This window comes from Sphingobium sp. LMA1-1-1.1, assembly GCF_040676365.1.
Classification (GTDB): domain Bacteria; phylum Pseudomonadota; class Alphaproteobacteria; order Sphingomonadales; family Sphingomonadaceae; genus Sphingobium.
Genome location: NZ_JBEGHS010000023.1, coordinates 15,734 through 34,567 on the forward strand (window position 1 = coordinate 15,734; position 18,834 = coordinate 34,567).

Consider the following 18,834-nt stretch of genomic DNA (forward strand, 5'->3'; position numbering starts at 1 on the left):
GGAAAGGGGTCGCCATGCGACCCCTTCCAGTGCGAAGCTGATGAATGTTCAGCGCTGCTGCTTGCCGGGCGACTTGTCCTGACGGCGCTCATCACCCATTTGGCCCTGCCGGTCTTCCTGCTGTTGCTGGCGTCCACCCTGATTGGCACGGTCGCCGCCCTGCTGATCGCGACGTTGATCGCCGCCCTGGTTGTTCTGGTTGGCCATCTTACTCTCCTATTCACCTTCTTCGGCGAAGGCAGGCTTGAAAACGGCCCGGCGGCCGGCACGTTCCCTTAAACGCGGCGAACCGTTAGGCGCTTGACTTGCCCCGTTCCGTTTCCTATGCGTTCCCTATCCGTTCCAAAGAAGGGCAGGCGAAATGTTGACACCCAAGCAACAGGAATTGCTGAGCTTCATTCAGATCCGGCTGGAAGAGGGAGGCGTATCTCCTTCTTTCGAGGAGATGAAGGAAGCGCTGGACCTGCGGTCGAAATCCGGCATCCATCGCCTGATCAATGCGCTGGAGGAGCGCGGCTTCATCCGCCGCCTGCCCAATCGTGCCCGCGCTCTTGAAGTGCTCAAGCTGCCCGATGCCATGCATCGCGCGCCCAGGCTGGTCGTGCCTGCCAAGGCGCCGGTGACAACTGCTCCTGCCTTGAGCAAACCACCGATCGTCGCCAATGACATATTGGAGATTCCCCTGCATGGCCGCATCGCGGCCGGTGTTCCGATAGAGGCATTGGAGGGACAGAATATGCTCTCCGTACCCGCGGCGCTGCTTGGGACCGGGGATCATTATGCGCTGGAAGTCGCAGGGGACTCCATGGTCGAGGCAGGCATACTCGACGGCGATTTCGCGCTTATCCAGCGTACCGAAGTCGCGCGGGAGGGGCAGATTGTCGTCGCTCTGATCGATGAAAATGAAGCGACGCTCAAATATTTCCGGCGAGAGGGGCCCAAAGTCAGACTCGATCCTGCCAATAGTGCCTATGAACCGCAGATCTACGACCCGCGTCAGGTTCGCATTCAGGGCAAGTTGGCCGGGCTGCTGCGACGCTATAACTGACCGCCTCCGGATCGGCGCGGCCAAACGGAAGGTCGCGCAATCCACGGATGCCCGTCGTTCCGCATTTTCGCGCTGCGCACGGTACCATGGTCCAGATCGATGGCCAGCCCCCCGGTCTGAGCGAGGAATCGCCTATCCACCTTCAGCCAGCGAGGACGGCAGGCACCTGGCAGTCTACGGTCGCTGACGACGATATCGGCATTGGCGCAATCCCGCGCCAATATCGCATGGTCGATATTTACATTGCTCCGAGTGAGCAAAAGGTTCCACTTACGTCCCCCGCCCACCAGGCGGACGGCGCAGAGATCAAGCGAACAATGTGCCTGGGGCAACGTCGGCAGTGCTTCCAACGCGCCACCGTAACCAGCGCTTTCCGCCAGCATGTCGCGTGTGTAACTTCCGGCCCGTGCCCGCAGTATCGCCATGCCACTTGCGGTGCGAACCGCGACGTGGCGGCCATCGCTGCTGATCAATATGCCAGGCATCGGGGTCGCGAGGATCATGGTTACGCCTGCGGCAACGGGCATCAGGCCAGCCCAGCGCCAGTGACTCCGCCATAGGAGGCACCACAGCATGCCGAGCATCACGAGGCCGAAAACAGCGCCGGATTGGGCGGGCGTCAACATCACTGCCCAAGGGCTGGATGCTACGCCATGGGCCACCAGCAGCAGCAGATCCAACGCCCGCGCAGCAAGCCACCAGAAGGGCGCGCCCCACCCGCCCAGATCGAACAGCAAGGCCAGCGCTTCCAGCGGCATGACGACCAGAGTGGTAAGAGGTATCGCGACCAGATTGGCGACCGATCCCATCATGCCCGCCTTGTGGAAATGGAACAGAGCGATCGGCGCGAGCACCAGTTCGACCACCAGACCCGTAAGCAACATGCCCGCAAGACTGCGCCCCAGCCGGCGCCATGCCGCCTCGTCGCGCCCGGCTGCAAAGCGTCGGAAAGCGGGATGCTCGCCCAGTGAAACCAGAGCGACCACGGCGGCGAAGCTCATCTGGAAACTCGGTCCCATCAATGCTTCGGGCCATATGGCGAGCACGACCAGCGCCCCGGCCGCGACCAGGCGGAGGGTGATCGCATCCCGCCCCATCGCCAGTCCTCCGAGCACCAGCAGGGCAGCGATGCAGGACCGCACGGTCGGCACTTCGGCGCCGGTCAGGATCGTATAGCCGAGGCCGGCCAAAGCCCCACCGCCCGCCGCAAGGAGCATCAGCGGCCAATCGAGCGCTGCCCGGCGGCTGAGCGCCATCAGCCGCATCAGCAAAAAGATCACCACACCGATCAGTGCCGTCACATGCAGGCCGCTGATCGACAGGAGATGCGCAAGGCCGCTCCGCCGCATCGCCTCCGCATCGGCTTGCATGATCGCGCCCTGATCACCCGTGGCCAGGGCAGCGGCAATGCCGGCCCCCTGGCCGGGAACGCGCGTCAGAATGTGCTCGAACAAACGCGTTCTCAGGCGCGGACCTGTGGTGGCGGGCCGCAGGATCGTGATGGGCGGCAGCGCACGGCCCGTTGCGCCGATACCATCGAAATAGGCCCGGCGCGCAAAATCATAGCCACCCGGCAAGCTGGGCGGCGCTGGCGGCATCAGCCTGGTACGGACGGCCACGACGGCCCCCTCACCCAGTCCAGCCGGCGTCGAGGACTCGTCAAGATTGATGCGTACCAGGGCGGGCAGCGCCGGCATGCCGATCGGCCGGATCAAAAGCCGACTCATGTGCTGAGCAGGCAATCTATGAACGGATTGGACTTCTCCCTTCAGCGTGAGGACGACAGGGCGGGCCAGAGGAGGCGATCCCACCACCATGGCCTTGCCCCAGACCAGCAGGCAACCAGCGCAGGCCAGCAGGCTGCCAGCGACGAGCGCCTGACGCGTCCGGCCACCCGGTGGCAAAAGCAGCGCAGTGAAGGCGACTCCCAGCATCACGCAGCAGAAAGCAAGCCAATCCAGCCGGTTGGACAGAACGAACCAGGCGGCTATGCCCGCCGCCAATGCCACGGGGACCCAAAGCGGCAACCGCTCGCGCTCTTCCTCCAGCCACAGTTCCAGCGGGCGCCAGAGCGGCGCCATCCTCCCTCCAACCCAAGTGGCAACGGAGGTTTGTCGTGGCTCGAAAGCCATGCTAGGGGGCGTCGCGATCATGGATAGGTCGGGTGGATATCTGGGCAAATGTCAGGGAATGAAGCGGTGAGTGCTACGGGATTGAACAAGCAGGTAGTAACCCGTTTTGCGCCTTCGCCCACAGGTTTTCTTCACATTGGCGGCGCGCGCACCGCGCTGTTCAACTGGCTGTTCGCCCGCCACCACGGCGGCAAGTTCCTGCTGCGGATAGAGGATACCGACCGGACCCGTTCGACGGAGGAAGCGGTCGCCGCGATCTTCGATGGCCTGGAATGGCTCGGCCTGAGCGGGGATGAACCAGCAGTCTTCCAATTCGAACGCGCGCCGCGCCATGCCGAAGTGGCGAACCAGATGCTTGCGGCAGGCCATGCCTATCGCTGCTATGCGACGGCCGAGGAATTGGCCGAGCTGCGCGAACAGCAGCGTGCCGCCAGGCAGCCGATGCGCTATGACGGGCGCTGGCGTGACCGCGATCCTTCGGAAGCGCCCGAAGGTGCGCCCTTCGTCATCCGCCTGAAGGCGCCCCGCGAAGGCGAGACGGTGATCGAGGATGCCGTGCAGGGCCGCGTCGTCGTACAGAATGCGGAACTGGACGACATGATCCTGCTACGGTCGGACGGGACGCCCACCTATATGCTGGCCGTCGTGGTCGACGATCATGATATGGGCGTCACCCACGTCATTCGCGGCGACGATCACCTCAACAATGCATTCCGCCAGCTAGGCATCATAAAGGCGATGAATTGGGAAGAACCCGTCTACGCCCATATCCCGCTGATCCACGGTTCCGACGGCGCAAAGCTGTCGAAGCGACATGGTGCGCTGGGCGTCGACGCCTATCGCGACGAGATGGGAATGCTCCCCGAGGCGGTGCTCAACTATCTGTTGAGGCTGGGCTGGGGCCATGGCGACGAGGAGATCATCTCCCGCCAACGCGCCGTGGAACTCTTTGATATCACAGGCGTCGGCCGCTCGCCCTCTCGCTTCGACATCAAGAAGCTCGAAAATCTGAACGGCCATTATCTGCGTGAGGCGGACGATGCGCGCCTTGCCGCGCTGGTTGCTCCCAGGGTCGCGGCGAGGCTGAACATGGCTCTGCCCGAGAGCGGAGAGAAGCTGCTCACAGAGGCCATGCCCGCGCTCAAGCCGCGTGCCAGGACGCTTAACGAAATTGCCGAAGGCGCCGAGTTCCTGTTCAAGAATGGCCCGCTGGATTTTGACGAGAAGGCTCTTGCTCTGCTAGACGATTCTGCGCGCGTGCTGCTGGGACAGACAGCCGACGCTCTTGCACCCGTCCAGTCCTGGACGGTCGAAGCGATCGAAGAAGCCGTTCGCCGCGTGGCAGAGGATGCCGGCCTCGGGCTTGGAAAGGTCGCGCAGCCTTTGCGCGCGGCGCTGACCGGTCGCACGGTTTCGCCGGGAATTTTCGACGTCCTTTTCCTTCTGGGAAAGGCGGAGAGCTTGGAACGATTGGCCGCTGCAAGGCACGCATCGGCCAATTGAAGTATCAGGAGAACACCATGTCGGATAACAATGCCACTTTGAGCGTCGGCGGCGATGCAAAGGACTATGCCATTCTGAACGGCACGGTCGGACCGCAGGTGATCGACGTTCGCAAGCTCTACGCCAACACCGGCATGTTCACCTATGATCCCGGCTTCACCTCGACCGCGAGCTGCGATTCAGGGCTGACCTATATTGACGGCGATGCCGGCGTGCTGCTCCATCGCGGCTATCCGATCGATCAGCTCGCCGAACAGTCGAGCTTCATGGAAGTGTCCTACCTCCTGCTCAACGGCGAACTGCCGTCGAAGAAGACGCTGGAGGATTTCACCCGCACCATCACACGCCACACAATGGTGCATGAACAGCTCACCACCTTCTACCGCGGTTTCCGCCGCGATGCGCACCCCATGGCGATCATGTGCGGCGTGGTGGGTGCGCTGTCGGCCTTCTACCACGATTCGACGGACATCAACGATCCGGAACAGCGCAAGATCGCGAGCCATCGCCTGATCGCCAAGATGCCGACGATCGCGGCCATGGCCTATAAATATTCGGTTGGTCAGCCCTTCGTCTATCCGCGCAACGACCTCAGCTACACCGCCAACTTCCTCAACATGACCTTCTCGGTCCCGGCGGAAGAATATGTGATCGATCCGGTCGTCGTCGACGCGATGGACAAGATCTTCACGCTGCACGCCGATCATGAACAGAATGCGTCGACATCGACCGTGCGTCTCGCCGGTTCGTCGGGCGCCAACCCCTTCGCATGCATCGCGGCCGGCATCGCCTGCCTGTGGGGCCCGGCGCATGGCGGTGCGAACGAGGCCGCTCTCAACATGCTGCGCGAGATCGGCACTGTGGACCGCATTCCGGAATATATCGCCCGCGCCAAGAACAAGGACGATCCGTTCCGCCTGATGGGCTTTGGTCACCGGGTCTACAAGAATTACGATCCGCGCGCGACGGTGATGCAGAAGACCGCAAAGGAGGTTCTCGCCAAGCTGGGGGTCGACGATCCGATCTTCGACGTGGCCAAGGAACTGGAGCATATCGCGCTCAACGATCCTTATTTCATCGAAAAGAAGCTCTATCCCAACGTCGATTTCTATTCGGGCGTGATCCTTTCGGCCATTGGTTTCCCGACCGAAATGTTCACCGTGCTTTTCGCCCTTGCCCGCACTGTCGGCTGGGTCGCGCAGTGGAACGAGATGATTTCCGATCCCGCGCAGAAGATCGGCCGTCCGCGCCAGCTTTACACTGGTCCGACGCAGCGGGATTATGTCCCCGTCGAAAAGCGCTGAGCGCCACCCTCGACAGGATATGGATATGGAAACGGCGCCCCGCGGGCGCCGTTTTCGTCTGAGCAGAAGCCCCAAAGGCACGCGACTGTCGCCCCGGTGATCAGCTGTTTTTTTCCGCATCCATGTCACACCAGCCGGAGCTGGCTCGTCATACAGGCACAATCCAGAAAGAAAGGTGCCGACATGACTGCCAAGCTAGATCCCTTTGCCGCCGCGCCCCAGCTTATGAAGAGCTGGTTTGCGACCTCCAACGCCATTAACGACAGCCTTGAGCCCAGCCTCACCGAACTGGTGAAGATCCGCGCGTCGCAGATCAACCAGTGCGCCAACTGCCTCAACATGCACACCGCCGATGCCCGCTCGCAGGGCGAAAGCGAACAGCGCATCTATCTGCTCTCCGCCTGGCGCGAGGCGCCTTGCTATACGGCACGCGAACGTGCCGCATTGGAATGGACCGAGGCCTTGACGCGCCTCTCCGAAGGGCACAGCCATGAAGCGGCCCACAAGGCCCTGGCAGCCGAATTTTCGGAGGAGGAGCAGGTGAAACTGACCCTGATGATCAACATCATCAACGGCTGGAACCGCATCGCAGTGGGTTTCGGCCTCTGGTACGATACACCGGCCAAGGCGGCCGCGTGATGGCGCCGGGGATGCACGGGGACGCGGCGGAGAGCTTCGATCCGCTGCGTCCCCGACTTGTCCGCGTCGCCTATCGCATGCTGGGTTCGGTGTCGGATGCCGAGGATGTGGTGCAGGAGGCCTTCATCCGTTGGATGAGCGCGGACCGGGAGGCAGTGCGCGAGCCGGAGGCGTTCCTGCGCCGCACGGTCACGCGGCTGTGCCTGGACCAGCTCAAATCTGCTCGGCACAGGCGTGAAACCTATATTGGCCCCTGGCTGCCCGATCCGTTGGTGGAAGAGGCCGAGGAAGAAGAGGATGTCACGCTGCCGCTGATGTTGGCCCTGGAACGATTGTCGCCGCTGGAGCGGGCTGCTTTCCTGCTCCATGACGTTTTCGGCGTCTGCTTTGAGGAAATCGCCGCAACGGTCGAGCGCGACGCGGCGGCCTGCCGCCAACTGGCGGCCCGGGCACGCACCCATGTGCGAGAGGCGAGGCCCCGTTACAAGGTGGAAAGGCAGCGCGGGCTGGAGATCGCCGGCGCCTTCTTCGCCGCCTCGCGAAGTGGCGACATGACGGCGCTGGGTGCCATGCTTGCCCAGGATGTCAGCCTGCACAGCGACGGCGGCGGCAAGCGTCCCGCGGCGATAGTTCCCGTGCTGGGTTTCGGCCAGGTGATGCAGGTTCACAAGGCGCTGGCCGTGCTGTTCGGCAAATATGGATCGACGCTGGTGCATGTGGGCCTGATCAACGGCCTTCCCGGTTTCGTCACTCGGGAGGCGGACGGCGAATTCCAGACCACGGCACTCGACATCCAGGACGGGCACATCACTGGCATCTATGTGATGCGCAATCCCGACAAGCTGCGCCACCTGCACTGAATGGGCTTGAGCCTAAAGAAAAATGCGTCGCGCGGTGGGAACGGACCGGATCAGATAATAGGCGCCCAGCGGCAACAGCAGCGCCTGCATCAGCAGCCAAGGCTTGGCCACATAGGGCGAGAGATAGTGGATCACCGCGACGTGGAGATACATGATGACCAGCGATGCGCGGCCGATCGCAGCGATCCAACCGGAAAAGGGCGCGATCCGCACCGAAAGACGGAACAGCAGCAGGCTGGTGGCCATGGCCGAGCCAAGGGACAAAAAGGGCCAGCCATAATCAGCCGCCTTCATGTTGAGCGTCGGGATCAGTGTCATCAGTCCGGCGAGCGATAGCGGCACCAGCAACGGAAGCATCCAGCTTCGCCAGCGTACAAGCTGCCATGCCGCCCCTAGCCAGAGCAGGACCAGCGCCATGGGCACGGTCAACACGCCCATCGGCGACAGGGTGGTGAGCCGGCCCGCGCCATAGGCGATCAGCAGCACCGGCAGCATCAGCAACGCCCAGCGCCGATCAAGCTGATCGGGCCAGCGGACGAGCGCCATATTGAACAGGATACGCGCCAGCACCAGGCAGGGCACGAACCAGAAGATCGTGAACGGCCCCCGCAACCACGACCCGCCCAGCAGGATCGGCACCAGGTCCAACGGCCAGTCATGGAAGATCGGCCTGCCTCCCTTCATCCTTTCGATGAACTGGTCCGCCAGGATCAACAGGATGAGGAAAGCCGCATAAGGCCGCATCTGGGAAAGAAGCTGGCGACGGGTGAAGCGTCCCGCCGGCTGCGGCCGCGAAAGCAGGCCGGAAAGCAGGAAGAACAGCGGCATGTGAAAGCTATACATGGCATCGCGCAGCCCGCCGCGCGTCCACACATGCCCAACCACCACGGCGACGATCCCGATGCCGCGCGCGACATCGATCCATTCCAGCCGCCCTCCCGCCGGCGGATGCGCCTCATGCCCCCTGTTCTCCATCCCTTCCACGCCCTATAGGAAGCGGCACGCGCGTCAATCGCCAGCCTTCATTCACGGAAAAACGCCTCTTGTCCCTGCTTCATGACCGAGTCCTGTTCATCGATGGCGAGGCCATCATCCTCGACAAGCCGGCGGGCCTGCCGGTCGATGCGCCGCGTGACGGATCTCTTTCGCTGGAAAACCATCTTTCCTCGCTGACCTTCGGCTTTCAACGCTGGCCGCGGCCGGTTCACCGGCTGGACCGCGACACCAGCGGCTGCCTGCTGCTTGCCCGCAATCCCAAGGCGCACAAACGTTTTGCCGCAGCTTTCGAAGCCGGAACGGTCGCAAAGCGCTATGTCGCGGTGGTCGACGGCGTTCCCGCGGAGGACAGCGGCACCATCGAACTGTCGCTCAAGAAGATCAGCACAGCCACTCAGGGCTGGCGAATGATCCCGGCAAAGGCGGGCAAGACAGCGCTCACCGAATGGCGCAAGATCGCAGAGAAAGATGGCCGTGCGCTGATCGTCTTTACTCCCCGCACAGGCCGGACCCATCAGATCCGTACCCATGCGTTGCACGGCCTGGGCTTCGGCATAGCGGGCGACCCCGTCTATGGATCGGGGGAAGGCCCGATGTTGCTGCACAGCCGTTTCCTCAGCATCCCGCGCGGAGAGAAGCCGCCTGCTGAAGCAAGCGCCCCCTTGCCTCCCACCTTCGTGGCGGCGGGATTCGGGCAGGAACTGCTCGAACAGGCCGGGCTCTAGGCCTCTTGCCGCGCATTCCCGTCACCCGGTCGATCTCCATCGACAGCGATGAACTGTCGGAGAGCTTCGTCCGATCGACAGGCGCGGGTGGCCAGCACGTCAACACGACAGACAGCGCGGTGCAACTGCGCTTCGACGTGGCGAACAGCCCGTCGCTGCCCGATGCGGTCAAGTACCGGCTGGCGGCGATCGCCGGACGAAGGATGACGGCGGACGGGGTGCTGATCCTCCGTTCCGAAGGCTCGCGATCGCAGCTTTTGAACCGGCAGGAAGTGTTGGCTCGCCTGATCGAACTCGTCCGGGAGGCCACGGTCGTGCCCAAGGCGCGCAAGGCGACAAAACCCGGCAAAGCCGCCAAGGCGCGTCGCGTCGATGCGAAGAAAGCGCGCAGCTCGGTCAAGGCCGGACGTGGCAAGGTGCGGTTGGATTAGCCGGTCTGGCCTGTACATGCGGCGTCCCCTATATGAAAGGCCATGTTCGATTTTTCTCCCGCGGCCAACGCCGACAAAGCCACGCTCTACGATGACCTGCTCTCCGCAGCCGATGCGCTGACGGCAGGGGAACCCGATGCCATCGCCAATATGGCCAATGTCGCGGCACTGATCTGGCAGTTCCTGCCCGACCTCAATTGGGCAGGCTTTTACCGGATGGCAGAAGACGAGCTGGTCCTCGGCCCCTTCCAGGGCAAGACGGCCTGCATTCGCATTCCACTGGGCAAGGGCGTCTGCGGCGCGGCGGCCGCCAGCGGCGAGACGCAACTGGTCGAGGACGTGCACGCTTTTCCGGGCCACATAGCCTGCGATGCCGCCAGCGCTTCGGAAGTCGTGGTGCCGGTGATCATCGAAGGCAGGGTCGTCGCTGTACTCGACCTCGACAGTCCGCTGCCTGCGCGCTTCGACAGGACCGACCAAGAGGGACTGGAAACACTGGTCGAACGGATCGCGGCGCGTCTAGCCTAGGATCAACCCTTCCGGATTTACTGCCCCTTTTCGGGACAGGCATCAGAATGCCGACGCTTGGTCGGCGACTTCGCATCATGCTAAACAAATCCTTAAATATCAGCCGAAAACGGGGATTCGAGCATGCATATCCGGAGCTTCATCCTGGCCGGGACCTTTCTGGCGATCGGGTTGACGACGCCAGCGTCCGCTAATGGCCCGGTCAGGGGTGGAAGCATGGTTTCCCGGTCGGCAGTGCATGCAGGGACCGCAGTTCACCGCTGGGGACCGCGTTATCAAGGCCGCTGGTATGCCGGTTGGTACGCGCCGGGCGGCTGGGCAGCCTATCGTCGGCCGGTGATGGGCTATGTCCTGCCGCGTTACTGGATCAGCCCGGCCTATCAGATCCGCAACTATGGCGCTTACGGCTTGCCGGTGCCGGCCAGCGGCTATGGCTGGTCACGCTATTATGATGACGCGGTGATGACGGACCGGGACGGCCGGGTGCACGACTATCGCAACGGCGTCGCATGGGAGGCGGGCGATGCGCCGCCACCGCCGGGCCTGCGCTATGATGACGAGGTTACAGCGCGGGATGGCGCACCCCTGCCGCCGATGGACTATGAAGGACGCTGGAGCGGTACATGGCGTGACAAGGACGGAAAAACCTTCAGCGGCGATTATGAAGGCCGCTTCGAGGGACAGGTCCACGGTGGACCGGGCGTGGATTTCAGCCCGCCGCCTTATGCGGGTACGGACCGGATGAAGCGGCGTACCGCGCCGGGGGAACCCGTTGTGACCACGACGCAGACGCCAGGTTTCATTTCCGGTGGCTATTATTATCCCGGCACCACGACCACCACGGTCGTTGTCCAGCCTGCCGTCACTACCACCCGGACCTATGTGACCGAAGTTCCGGTGAGAAAGCGCAGAGTGCGGTAAGAGCGCATCAACAGCTTTTCGAAGCGGAGGGCGCGGCCCACAGCTGAACCAGAGCGGGCTTCGATCGCCTGGAAACCGCTAAGCAGCGCGGGATCGGATCGCTGCCCAGGGCCGGGGCCTTCCCATCAGATAGCCCTGACCGATTGTGCAGCCGCGCGCGATCAGCATTTCGACCTGGCCGACGGTTTCCACGCCTTCGGCCACCACCTCCATGCCAAGGCTGCTGCCCAATTTCACGATGGCGTCGACGATGACGGCGTCGCCTGGATCCTGTTCGATGTTGCTGATGAAGCTGCGGTCGATCTTGAGCACGTCGACCGGATATTGCTTCAAATGACTGAGCGATGCGTAGCCAGTGCCGAAATCGTCCAGCGCGATCCGCACGCCCGCCAAGGACAGGCGATGCAGTGCCCGCTCCACCTGCTCGGCGCCGCGGCCCAGGAAAACCGTCTCCGTCACCTCTATCTCGAATCGCTGCGGTGGGATCGCGCAGCGTGCCAGATGGGCGAGGACATAGTCCGCAAAATCATGCTGCATGAAATCGGCGGCGGACGCATTAATGGCTACCCGACCAGGATCCTGGCCGGCCCGGCGCCACCGGTCGACGTCGCGAACGACCTTCGCCAGCATCTTTTCCGTAAGCTCGACAGCCAGTTCCGTATTGTCGAAGGCCGCGGCGATCGTGTCGGGCGCATGTACGCCGGTACGAGGGTGCCGCCAGCGGAGCAGCGCCTCATACCCCAGAACGCGGCCGGTCCGCATATCCACCTTTGGCTGATAATAAGGGACGACAAGATCGTCCACCAACGCCTGGCGGGCCATATGGATCATCGAGCTGCGGTGCTGCGCGTCAGCACGCAGTTGCGACTGGAACAGCGTCAGCCGCCCCCGCCCAGAGGATTTGGAGGCATAGAGCGCCAGGTCCGCCGCCTTCAGCAACTCCGTCGCATCATCGCCATGTTCGCCGAACACCGCGCCACCCATGCTGATCCCATAGTCGAGCGATCGGCCATTATGGACATAGGGCGCCCGCACCCCACCCAGCAATTCGACGCTCCAGTCAGAAAGGGCCGCGCTGCTGGCAAGGGAGGGTGCGATCATGCCAAACTCGTCACCGCCCAGCCGCCCGATCATCGCATCGGCCGGCGCACAGGCGGCAAAGCGTTGCGCAAAGCCGCAGAGAAGCGCGTCGCCCGCGTCATGGCCGAGCGTGTCGTTGGTCCGCTTCAGATCGTCGATATCGACCAGGATCAGACCGAAGCTCTCGCCTGTCCGGCGCGCCTGCTCGGTCATTTCCTCCAATGTCGTCTGCCACAGCGCCCGATTGGGCATGTGCGTCATGGGATCATGGGTGGCGGCCCAGCGTATGCGTTCCTCGCTATTCCGTTCCTCCGTCACGTCCTGAAACGTGACGATGACGCGCAGCGGCTTTCCACAATCCGAAAAACTGCTCCATCCGACGCTCTTGATCCATCGCAGGGCGCCGGTATCTGCCCTGTGCACCCTTAACGTGGCTTCGAAATGGGGCGGCATGTGCTCGCTCGCAACTGCGTCCAGCATCGCGGCAAGGCGCGGACGATCCTCCGGATGGACCAGCCGCAATGCGAGTTCACTCGTCGCCGGCTCAGTGTCGGACAGGCCAAGCATCGTCCGGAATTCCCGCGACCAAGTCCGCGTCCCGGCGACGGCGTCGAAATCCCATATGCCAAGACGCGCCGACTGCACCGCCAGGCGGAATCGCTCCTCGCTGTCGGCCAGTTCGCGCTGCGCCATTTTCTGCGCGTGAATATCTTCCAGCGTGCCGTACCAGCGCACGACCCTGCCCTTCGCGTCGCGCCGCGCCGAAGCGCGCGCCCGCATCCAGCGATAACTTCCGTCGCTCAGGCGCAGCCGATAGTCCACGTCGAGGGGATCGCCAGTATGCAGTCTTTCGGTCCAGACGGCCAATGTCCGCTCGACATCGTCCGGATGCAGCGAGTCGATCCACCCCCGGCCCCGTGCATGCTCCGGCGGCATCCCGGTCAGTTCCTGCCAGCGGGGTCCAACCTCATCGATCTCGCCCGTGACCGTTGCGGTCCAGGGGACCTGCGGACTTAGCTCGACCGACCAGCGGTAATGCTGGCGGCTTTCCGCCAACGCATCCGCGAGCGCCCGCCGTTCACCGTCGTAACGCTCGTCCACATCCTCGATCGTTCCGTACCAGAGCGGCGCTTCGTCAGGTTCCTGGACCAACGTCATGCGCACGAGGCCCGATCGCGTCTCGCCGATACGGGTGTGCATCCGCACCAGGACAGGATCGGGCTGCACGGAGCGGTTGGCCGCTTCCGCCAAGGCCCGCCAGTCGGCCTTGGCCAATATGGCGCGCCAGCCCTTGCCCATGATGTCGCAGGAAAAATGGCGGGCGAAGAGGTTCGACATGATCTCCCGGGACAATATGCGTCCGCGACAGTCAGCAATCCACCGAATCAGCGGCGGCGAGACGCGCCCAAAGACCGGCGAGAACAGGAGTTCATTACGATAGTGAAATCCCTCCCATTCCAGCCCGTTCGGAGCCAGTTCAGAAGCGAATTCGCCAAATCTGCGATCAGCAAAACGGTCCATCTACCGATCCTGACCCATCGCCATTTCCGCAATCCATCAGCGATCAGTACCGGAAAAAGTTAAATAAGCTTTCCAACGCCGTAACGCATGATGATCCACAATGGCATGACCCTCCGCCGATCAGAGAAGGGCGCAACCCGCCCTTATGATCCAAGGCGGAATCGACGCGGCCTTATTTGCGGAAGATCGCCGCCAGTTCGCGAGGCAAGGCCGGTTCGTCCCGGCTCTCTGCCTGCCGGGTTGCCTGCACCTGCTGCTCCGGATCGAAACGGGTCCAGCCGTTGCGGCTCAACCGTTCCAGCGGGCGATAGCGGATCTTGTACTGCATCCGCTGCGATCCTTCGACCCAATATCCCAGATAGACATAGGGCAGGCCGGCCTTGGCCGCACGCAGGATATGGTCCATGATGATGAAATTGCCCAGCCCCTTGCGATGCTCCAGTTCCGTATCGAAGAAGCTGTAGATCATGGAGAGACCGTCACCCTGCCGATCGGTGAGGCAGGCGCCGATCAGCTTGCCGGGTCGACCATTTTTTCCAGGCTCGCGATATTCGATGACATGGCTTTCGACCGGGGTCTGTTCGACCATGTCCGCGAAATCCATCTCGTCCATTTCGGTCATGCCGCCGCCAGGATGGCGGGCACGCAAATAGCGCTGAAGCAATTCGAACTGCTCCTCTGTCGACCACGGCTTGCAAGCCGTGATGACCAGGTCTTCATTCCGCCGCAGCAACTTGCGCTGGGTAGCGTTGGGTTCGAATTCGCCAGCGACCACACGTACCGATACGCAGGCGGAACAATCCGCGCAACTGGGGCGATAAGCAACGTTCTGGCTGCGGCGGAAACCGATCCTGCCAAGGGCGTCGTTCAGTTCGGACGCATTGTCGCCGTTCAGTTCGGTAAATACCTTCCGCTCGTTTTTGCCGGGCAGATAGGGACAGGGACTGGGATTGGTGACGAAAAAACGCGGAAAGCGGAAAGGCGCACTCACAACCGCATCTCCCCCACAGCGTTGCCCGACCCCTGATTCATGAGGCGACTATGCCGTTCGCGGGCCGCTGTGAAAAGTTTATTTACCACGAAAATTGGTTAAGCGGCAGATAAGAGGCAGAGGCTCCACGGGATGGCCCGGAAATGGCCGATGTCGGACGTCAGGCGACCTCGATTGGCGCGACCTCATAGCCCACTTCGCGCAGGGCCGCGATCAGGCGTTCCAGATGGGCGCCATCCCGCGTCTCGCATTCCACGTCCAGACTGAGTCCCTTGGCCGGCAGATTGGTGAAGATCCGCTGGTGCGACAGTTCGAGAATATTGACCGCTTCCTGATCGAAGATGCGCGCCACATGGAACAATGCGCCCGGCCGATCCTGAAGGATGATGCGCAGCCGCGCCAGCCGCCCCGACCGCGCCAGATCGCGCAGCAGCACATTGGCCAGCAGTCGCGTGTCGATATTGCCCCCGGTCAGGATCAGCCCGACGCTGCGCCCCGCGAACAACTCCTTGTGGGTCAGCAGCGCCGCGAGACCAGCGGCGCCCGCACCCTCCACCACCGTCTTCTCGATCTGCAGCAGCAGGCTGACGGCTTCCTCCAAATGGCGCTCACTCACCAGCAGGACGTCATCAGCCAGCCGCTCGACGAAGCGGCGCGTGAGTTCGCCCGGTTCCTTGACGGCAATGCCCTCCGCCAGCGTATCGCCGTCGCAGGGCAGGTTCGCACCCTTGATATGGTCGTACATCGACGGATAAAGTTCCGCCTGCACACCATAGATCCTGATATCCGCCTTCATCGCCTTGGCCGCCGTCGCCACGCCTGAAAACAGGCCGCCGCCGCCGATGGGCACGATCAGCGTGTCAATCTCCGGCACATCTTCCAGCATTTCCAGCGCGACCGTCCCCTGTCCGGCCATGATGTCCGGCTCGTCGAAGGGATGGATGAAGGTCAGGCCCTGCTCCACCTCAAGCAGCCGGGCATGGGCATAGGCATCATCGAACTTCTCGCCAAATTGGACGACCGTAGCGCCATGACCCTGCGTCTGCGTGACCTTCACCGTGGGCGTCGTGTTGGGCATGACGATGGTGACCGGCACGCCCAGCCGCTTGCCATGATAGGCAAGACCCTGCGCATGATTACCCGCAGAGGCAGCAATCACGCCCTTCTTCTTCGCCGCCTCGTCCAACTGCAGCAGCCGGTTGAGCGCGCCCCGTTCCTTATAGGCGGCGGTGAACTGGAGATTTTCGAACTTCAGATACACCTTGCAGCCGAACATGGCCGACAGCGTCTGGCTGATCAACGTCGGCGTGTGCACGACGGAACCGGAAATTCGCACCCGCGCCGCGAGGATGTCGTCGACGGAAATGGGCAGCGGCACGGCGTTCTCGATCTTGGTCAGCGTGTTCATGGCGCGCCACCTAGCTTAAAATTGCTTCGGAAGGAACTGGCACTGACCGAAAACTCTGCTTATGGCTTGCGGGCGCGCATACAATTGATCGAGGCATATGGCTAAAATCGCGTTTATCGGCCTGGGCGTCATGGGCGGCCCGATTGCTGGGCATCTGGCGAAGGCGGGGCATGAGCTCACTGTCTATAACCGTTCCATCGGCAAGGCGAAGCGCTGGGCCGAGGCCTTTGGCGGGGCGGTCGCGATCAACCCAGCCAAGGCGGCCGAGGATGCGGAGATCGTCATCAGCTGCGTCGGCACCGATGATGATCTTAGCCAGATCACCCTGGGCCGGGATGGCGCCTTTCGTTCCATGAAGCCGGGCGGCCTGTTCATCGATCATACGACGGTTTCGGCACGGATCGCCCGGCAATTATTCGTGGAGGGGGAGAGCCGGGGGCTGCATTGCGTCGATGCACCGGTCACGGGCGGCCAGGCGGGGGCCGAAAGCGGCCGCCTGGCCATCATGTGCGGCGGCAGCGAGCCGGCAGTGGCTGCGGCGAAGATCGTGATGCAGGCCTATACCACCCGCATCGTCCATGTCGGGCGCGCGGGCGCCGGGCAGACCGCCAAGATGGTGAACCAGATCTGCATTGCCGGCGTTGTGCAGGGCCTGGCCGAGGCGCTGCGGTTCGCGCAGGCGGCGGAACTCGACTTGGACAAGCTGTTCGAAGCGATTTCCGGCGGGGCGGCGCAAAGCTGGCAGATGGACAAGCATTGGAAGACGATGGCGGCGGACAGTTTCGATTTCGGCTTTGCAGTGGATTGGATGCGCAAGGATCTGGGGCTGGCGCTGGAGGAAGCGCGGGCCAATGGCGCCACCCTGCCGGTGACCGCGCTGATTGACCAATTCTACGCTGATGTGCAGGCGATGGGCGGCCATCGTCAGGACACCAGCGCGCTCGTGCGGCGGATCACGCGGGCATGACCGGCAACGTTGCCGGCTCTGCGCCTGCCCCCAGAAAAAAACGACCCGGCGCCAAGCGACCCGGCATCGCTATCGCTGTTGCCCTGGCCCTGCCCTTCCCTGCCCTGGCCTCCGGCATCATCGACAATGTCAACGGCATCGCGCTGGATGCCAATGGCCATGTCGTCCGCTTCAGGGCGCTTACCATCGACGATGAGGGCAAGGTGGATAAGCTGCTGCCCGACCGCTATCAGGAACCGGAGCAGCCGCGCCCCCGGAAGCGGAAGAAGAACGAGCCGGAGCAGCCCCAGCCCAGTCGTCCCGACTTCAAGCTGGATGCCGGCGGGAAGACGCTGATCCCCGGCCTGATCGACGCGCATGGGCATGTGATGGGTTACGGCCTGTCGCTGATCACCCTGGACTTGTCAGACATGAAATCACTCGCGGAGGCGCAGGCGAAGATCAGGGCCTATGCCGCCGCCAATAGCGGCCGGAAATGGATCATCGGCACGGGCTGGAATCAGGAACTTTGGGGCCTGGGCCGCTTTCCGACGGCGGCAGAGCTGGACGCCGCCGTCAGCGACGTTCCGGTCTGGCTGGAACGGATAGACGGACATGCGGGCTGGGCCAATTCACTGGCGATCAAGGCGGCGGCCGTCTCCGCCGCGACCAAGGAGCCCGCCGGCGGGCGGATCGAAATGGCCGCAGGGAAGCCGGCGGGCGTGTTCGTCGACAAGGCGATGGACCTGATCACGCGGGTCGTGCCTCCCCCGGCGCCCAAGGACCGCGACATCGCGCTGGAAAAGGCGCAGCAGGCGTTGCTGCGGCAGGGCATCACCAGCGTTGCCGACATGGGCACCGGCATCGACGACTGGCAGGCCTTTCGCCGTTCGGCGGACCGCGGCGCATTGCGGGTACGGATCATGTCCTATGCGCTCGGCCTTGAGAATATGGTGCTGATCGCCGGACCGGAGCCGACGCCCTGGCTCTATGATGACCATCTGCGCATGGGCGGGATCAAGCTGATCCTGGATGGCGCGCTCGGATCGCGGGGGGCCTGGCTCAAGGCCGACTATGCCGATGCGCCGGGGCAGCGTGGCCTGCCGATGATCCCGTCAACCCAGCTTCGCAACATCATGAGCCGGGCGGCGATGGACAATTTCCAGATCGCAGTCCACGCCATCGGCGACGCGGCCAACAGCGAAGTGCTGGATGCGGTGCAGGAACTCAGCGAAACCTACAAGGGCGACCGGCGCTGGCGCATCGAACATGCGCAGATCGTCGATCCGGCCGAACTGCCGCGCTTCGGCCAATATGGCATTGTCGCATCGATGCAGCCGATCCATCAGACCTCCGACTGGCGCATGGCCACGGCGCGACTGGGAGAGGCGCGGTTGAAAGGCGCCTATGCCTGGAAAGCGATGCTGGACAATCGCGTGCCGCTTGCCTTCGGGTCGGACGTCCCGGTGGAAAGTCCCAATCCCTTCCCCGGCATCGCCGCCGCCATGACTCGGGAGGATGCGTCGGGCCAGCCAGCGGGCGGCTGGATGCCGGAGCAGCGGGTGAGCTTCGAGGCGGCGTTGGACGGGTTCACCAGGACGGCGGCCTATGCGGGCTTTGCGGAAAAGCGCTTCGGCAGTCTGGTGCCGGGACAGCGGGCGGACTTCCTGCTGATCGACCGGGATATCTCTACGTCCAGTCCGGCCGAAATTCGCGGGACACAGGTGCTTGAAACCTGGATCGGCGGCAAGCGGGTCTATGTGAAGGGGCAGTAGCCTGCCGTTGCAAACAGCGCGCCCGG

The 18,834-nt window shown here is 63.2% G+C and carries 17 protein-coding genes; 11 read left to right on the top strand and 6 right to left on the bottom strand.

Going from position 1 to position 18,834, the window contains the following annotated elements; genetic code table 11:
* Positions 1–48 precede the first annotated feature (48 nt).
* Entirely contained in the window at positions 49–207 is a 159-nt protein-coding gene (locus tag MRBLMA1_RS11620; RefSeq protein ID WP_363736997.1) for a hypothetical protein, read from the bottom strand.
* Between the two features lie 154 nt (positions 208–361).
* Here MRBLMA1_RS11620 and lexA point away from each other — a divergent pair, with 154 nt between their 5' ends.
* Positions 362–1,048, top strand: coding sequence for a transcriptional repressor LexA (gene lexA / locus MRBLMA1_RS11625; RefSeq protein WP_133654116.1), 687 nt, complete (start codon positions 362–364; stop codon positions 1,046–1,048).
* Here lexA and MRBLMA1_RS11630 read toward each other — a convergent pair.
* A complete protein-coding gene (locus MRBLMA1_RS11630) occupies positions 1,039–3,129 on the bottom strand; it encodes a ComEC/Rec2 family competence protein (protein ID WP_363737000.1) in 2,091 nt (696 codons plus the stop codon). The two genes, lexA and MRBLMA1_RS11630, sit on opposite strands and share 10 nt — an antisense overlap.
* A gap of 99 nt (positions 3,130–3,228) precedes the next feature.
* Between MRBLMA1_RS11630 and gltX the strand changes: the two genes are divergently transcribed.
* The 4 genes from gltX (at position 3,229) to MRBLMA1_RS11650 (ending at position 7,486) form a co-directional block, all read left to right on the top strand.
* Entirely contained in the window at positions 3,229–4,683 is a 1,455-nt protein-coding gene (gene gltX / locus MRBLMA1_RS11635; protein ID WP_363737002.1) for a glutamate--tRNA ligase, read from the top strand.
* A gap of 17 nt (positions 4,684–4,700) precedes the next feature.
* Positions 4,701–5,987 carry a citrate synthase gene (locus tag MRBLMA1_RS11640; protein WP_133654114.1) on the top strand — a complete coding sequence of 429 codons (1,287 nt, stop codon included), beginning with the start codon at positions 4,701–4,703 and terminating at the stop codon, positions 5,985–5,987.
* A gap of 183 nt (positions 5,988–6,170) precedes the next feature.
* A complete protein-coding gene (locus MRBLMA1_RS11645; protein ID WP_363737005.1) occupies positions 6,171–6,626 on the top strand; it encodes a carboxymuconolactone decarboxylase family protein in 456 nt (151 codons plus the stop codon).
* Positions 6,626–7,486 (top strand): sigma-70 family RNA polymerase sigma factor, encoded by an 861-nt coding sequence (locus MRBLMA1_RS11650; protein WP_363737006.1) that lies wholly within the window; start codon positions 6,626–6,628, stop codon positions 7,484–7,486. The genes MRBLMA1_RS11645 and MRBLMA1_RS11650 overlap by 1 nt, the downstream gene beginning before the upstream one ends.
* 12 nt (positions 7,487–7,498) lie before the next feature.
* Here the strand turns inward: MRBLMA1_RS11650 and MRBLMA1_RS11655 are convergent, their stop codons facing one another.
* The gene (locus MRBLMA1_RS11655; RefSeq protein WP_363737008.1) at positions 7,499–8,461 is read right to left on the bottom strand and encodes an acyltransferase family protein; all 963 of its coding nucleotides are present in this window, start codon (positions 8,459–8,461) and stop codon (positions 7,499–7,501) included.
* A 68-nt stretch (positions 8,462–8,529) separates the two neighbouring features.
* Here MRBLMA1_RS11655 and MRBLMA1_RS11660 point away from each other — a divergent pair, with 68 nt between their 5' ends.
* The 4 genes from MRBLMA1_RS11660 (at position 8,530) to MRBLMA1_RS11675 (ending at position 11,087) form a co-directional block, all read left to right on the top strand.
* Positions 8,530–9,207 carry an RluA family pseudouridine synthase gene (locus MRBLMA1_RS11660; protein ID WP_363737010.1) on the top strand — a complete coding sequence of 226 codons (678 nt, stop codon included), beginning with the start codon at positions 8,530–8,532 and terminating at the stop codon, positions 9,205–9,207.
* 5 nt (positions 9,208–9,212) lie between these two features.
* Positions 9,213–9,638, top strand: coding sequence for an alternative ribosome rescue aminoacyl-tRNA hydrolase ArfB (gene arfB / locus MRBLMA1_RS11665; RefSeq protein WP_363737011.1), 426 nt, complete (start codon positions 9,213–9,215; stop codon positions 9,636–9,638).
* A gap of 42 nt (positions 9,639–9,680) precedes the next feature.
* Complete coding sequence (locus MRBLMA1_RS11670; protein WP_363737012.1) at positions 9,681–10,166, top strand: GAF domain-containing protein; 486 nt, start codon at positions 9,681–9,683, stop codon at positions 10,164–10,166.
* Positions 10,167–10,382: 216 nt separating this feature from the next.
* Positions 10,383–11,087: an RcnB family protein gene (locus MRBLMA1_RS11675; protein WP_363737014.1), complete on the top strand. Its 705-nt coding sequence runs from the start codon at positions 10,383–10,385 to the stop codon at positions 11,085–11,087.
* Between the two features lie 78 nt (positions 11,088–11,165).
* Here the strand turns inward: MRBLMA1_RS11675 and MRBLMA1_RS11680 are convergent, their stop codons facing one another.
* From MRBLMA1_RS11680 to MRBLMA1_RS11690, 3 genes are all read right to left on the bottom strand, one after another.
* Positions 11,166–13,688, bottom strand: a complete 2,523-nt coding sequence (locus MRBLMA1_RS11680; protein WP_363737016.1) for a sensor domain-containing protein — start codon at positions 13,686–13,688, stop codon at positions 11,166–11,168.
* 172 nt (positions 13,689–13,860) lie between these two features.
* On the bottom strand, positions 13,861–14,679 hold the full coding sequence (locus tag MRBLMA1_RS11685; protein ID WP_133654106.1) for an arginyltransferase: 819 nt from the start codon (positions 14,677–14,679) through the stop codon (positions 13,861–13,863).
* Positions 14,680–14,839: 160 nt separating this feature from the next.
* A complete protein-coding gene (locus MRBLMA1_RS11690; RefSeq protein ID WP_363737017.1) occupies positions 14,840–16,087 on the bottom strand; it encodes a threonine ammonia-lyase in 1,248 nt (415 codons plus the stop codon).
* A gap of 97 nt (positions 16,088–16,184) precedes the next feature.
* Here MRBLMA1_RS11690 and MRBLMA1_RS11695 point away from each other — a divergent pair, with 97 nt between their 5' ends.
* Together MRBLMA1_RS11695 and MRBLMA1_RS11700 are read left to right on the top strand one after the other, a co-directional pair.
* Entirely contained in the window at positions 16,185–17,054 is an 870-nt protein-coding gene (locus MRBLMA1_RS11695) for an NAD(P)-dependent oxidoreductase (RefSeq protein WP_363737019.1), read from the top strand.
* Positions 17,051–18,808: an amidohydrolase gene (locus MRBLMA1_RS11700; RefSeq protein WP_363737020.1), complete on the top strand. Its 1,758-nt coding sequence runs from the start codon at positions 17,051–17,053 to the stop codon at positions 18,806–18,808. Before MRBLMA1_RS11695 ends, MRBLMA1_RS11700 begins: the two co-directional genes overlap by 4 nt.
* Positions 18,809–18,834: the final 26 nt, after the last annotated feature.